The 3,136-nt window shown below is 52.5% G+C and carries 2 protein-coding genes and 1 pseudogene; 1 reads left to right on the forward strand and 2 read right to left on the reverse strand.

What is annotated here, in order from left to right; genetic code table 11:
- Window positions 1-154: 154 nt before the first annotated feature.
- Complete coding sequence (locus tag QPL96_RS19190; RefSeq protein WP_303288881.1) at window positions 155-1,072, forward strand: sensor domain-containing diguanylate cyclase; 918 nt, start codon at window positions 155-157, stop codon at window positions 1,070-1,072.
- Window positions 1,073-1,140: 68 nt separating this feature from the next.
- On the opposite strand, the gene QPL96_RS19195 is transcribed toward QPL96_RS19190, so the two are convergent.
- Both QPL96_RS19195 and QPL96_RS19200 read right to left on the reverse strand, forming a co-directional pair.
- Window positions 1,141-1,638 (reverse strand): MarR family winged helix-turn-helix transcriptional regulator, encoded by a 498-nt coding sequence (locus tag QPL96_RS19195; protein WP_104272141.1) that lies wholly within the window; start codon window positions 1,636-1,638, stop codon window positions 1,141-1,143.
- Window positions 1,639-1,816: 178 nt separating this feature from the next.
- Window positions 1,817-2,916 (reverse strand): annotated as a pseudogene (locus QPL96_RS19200) (ABC transporter substrate-binding protein).
- Between the last annotated feature and the right edge of the window lie 220 nt (window positions 2,917-3,136).

Genomic DNA, 3,136 nt, shown 5'->3' on the forward strand with positions numbered 1-3,136 from the left:
GAACCTGGGTGCCTCCGAGGTATTGACGCAGCTGTTTACCGGGCGTGAGCCGGCTTTTATGTCGGCACCGGAACGGGGCTAACAGGGCTTTTTACGGGGAGGCAGCTGAATAGTTACGTTTAGTGTTGGGTTTATCACCTTTGAGTCCCACTTTGTGAATACTGAAAATCTGCCTACTCTCTCCGATTACAAGCGGTTCCTGAATACCCTTCCTGAAGCTGCCCTCGTGGTTGGCGATAGCGGTGAAATTCTTATTGAGAACGAAATGGCCAGGCGGGTTTTCAAGTCCAGCGGAGATGGCTTCCATGCAAAACATGTTGGGGAGCTTATTCCAGTCGAGAAGCGCGATGGCCATGATAATAAGATGGCCCGCTTCCACGCCTCTCCAGAGAAAGAGACAAGGATTGCAAATTCTGCACTGGAAGCTGTGCGAGGCGATGGGACGCACTTCGCGATTGTTATTATTTTAAGGCAGATTACCTTGGCGTCCGGAAGTTACACCCTGGCGATTTGTCAGGATGTGTCCGAGCAGCGATACCTCGTGACTGGGTTACGGAATGAACTAGATCAAGAACGAATGCTGGCCCGGACAGATCCCCTTACATCAATTGCTAACATACGCAGTTTTCGAGCAGAGCTTGAACGCTCGATCAAGCGTCTTTCCCGCTATGGCCGACATTTAACGCTAATCAGTATTGATTTAGATAACTTCAAGCCGATCAACGATGACTACGGTCACGCAGAGGGCGATAAAGTGCTCAAAGACGTGGGGGATGCCCTCAAGTCTGGCCTTCGTAGCGGCGACTTCCCGGCACGCATTGGTGGCGACGAATTTGCGGTGTTGCTCCCTGATACGGGATTCGACGCGGCTAAGCAGTTCATGCCGCGACTGGTTCAAACCATAGAAAATAAGATGGATCAAAGTAAATGGCCGGTGACATTTTCACTTGGCATGGTCACTTTTAATGAGGCACCCGGTAGAGTCGATAAAGCCCTGATGCTGGCAGACGAAACCATGTACCTTGCGAAACGTTCGGGCAAAAACAGAGCTGCAATGCGTACCTTTCAGTGAGTCCGCCGTTCACTTCTGGTGCCCAAGTCTGCGAGTTGGCCATTTGATCAAGTGGAATGGCTGACGTTTTATTCGGTTTGGAGGTTCTCGGTGTCATGGGGCTCTGGGATGGTCGATTCCAGAGAGACGTCAATAAGCCCATGCTGGAGTTTTTTCAAAAGGTGAAGCAGGCTGACACCGTCATCAAAGCTCATCTCCTGCATGGCCTGTCTGTAAAACTCGGCAATCGTGTCTTGCAGCCGGTTCCAGAACGTTCGACCGGATTCGGTAAGTACTACCAGTCTTGCTCGGCGGTCTTGGGGATCCTGTATCCGGACGACATGCCCATCCCTTTCCATTCGCTTTAGGACGCCATCAAGGTTTTGGCGACTGACGTACAGATACTCTTTGAGTTGATTGAATGAGGTGCCGTTCTCGAATCCTTCCCGGGACAATGCACCCAATACCGCCCATTGAACGGCGCTGATGCCCATTTCATTCTGGACCTGGCGCTGCAGAATGTTTCCGGTCTGGAACAGGCGGAAAAAAAGCCGGTTGGGAATGCCTCCGGATTCGTTGACGATCATTTCGTATCCCGTTGGTAAAGAATGGTTCGCAAGCCCGTTAAGTTTATTTATCAACGATATCTTCACATAGATCCGGGGTAGTCTTCCGCATTTTCTTGCTTCACTCCGGATGATAAGGGCGCTGTGAACCCGGAGTTCCCTGGGATCTCGCAGGGAACTCCGCGATCGCAGTTTTCACTCAGTTAGTGATGAGCTTGCATTTGCTCTCCGAAAGCGGACGGAAGGCTTCGTTGCCCGGAATCGTTCGAACAATCTTGTAAAGATCCCATTCGCCGGTGGACTCTTCCGGTGTTTTTACCTCGGCCAGGTACATGTCATGAACCATCCGGCCGTCCTCACGGATACGACCGTTTTTGGCGAACATATCGTTGATCGGAGTCTCTATCAGATGCTTGCGGACAGTTTGGGCGTCATCCGAGCCAGTACCTTCCACCGCCATCAGATATTGCATTGTGCTGGAGTAGATCCCCGCGTGAACCATTGTTGGACGGGTACCGGTTTCTTCCATGAAACGATCAGACCATTCACGGGTTTCATCGTTCATGTCCCAGTACCATCCGGTAGTCAGCTGCAGTCCCTGGGCCGCTTCGGTACCCAGGGCGTGAATGTCACTGATAAATACGACAAGACCAGCAATGATTTGGCCTGACTGCGTGACGCCAAATTCTGCAGCGGTGGTGATTGCATTGGTTGTGTCCGCCCCGGCGTTCGCCAGAGCAATGACGTCGGCTCCTGAAGCCTGGGCCTGGAGGATGAACGAGGAAAAGTCCGGCGTTGGGAATGGATGACGGATGCTTCCGAGAATCTCACCGCCATTGGCTTCTACAACCCGGGTAACGTCCGCCTCCATGGCATGACCGAAGGCATAGTCTGCGGTCAGTATGTACCAGGATTTGCCGCCTTCCTGAATGATCGCGGTCGGAGTACCGATGGACAGTGCGTAGGTGTCGTAGACGTACTGTATGTGATTGGGTGTACAGTGCTCGTTGTGATGCTGGATGCAGCAGAGCCCGAGATCAGTCCCAATTTGTTGTTTTCTTCGAGTATCTTGGTAGTGGCGATGGTTACTGAAGAGGCCACCATGCCGCCAACCATGTCGACACCGTCGTTCTCTACCCAGCGACGCACTGTACTGGATGCAACATCAGGGCTATTCCGATCGTCGGCACTGACCACCTCGATCTTGGCATTGTTTACTGTCCCGCCAAAATCGGCAACAGCCATTTCCATGGCTTTAAGGCCGTTCGGGCCGGCAAGGTCACGGTAAGTGCCGGACATGTCAGCAAGGTACCCCAGCTTAACTGTGTCTCCAGAAATTGCTGCTTGGGCGGTACCTGCAATTAGAGCTGAGGCAACGACTGAGGGCAGAAGCTTTGCAACTATTCAGCTCACTTTTTCTCAAAAAGTGCTTGACAAGGTTTTTTCTCAAATCCCGGGAATTTCGGCCGCGCCCGGGACGTTGCGGTAAAGGGGCGCTCAAGTCGCCTGTCAACCCGTC

It is taken from the genome of Marinobacter sp. SS8-8 (genome assembly GCF_030540945.1).
Lineage (GTDB): Bacteria > Pseudomonadota > Gammaproteobacteria > Pseudomonadales > Oleiphilaceae > Marinobacter.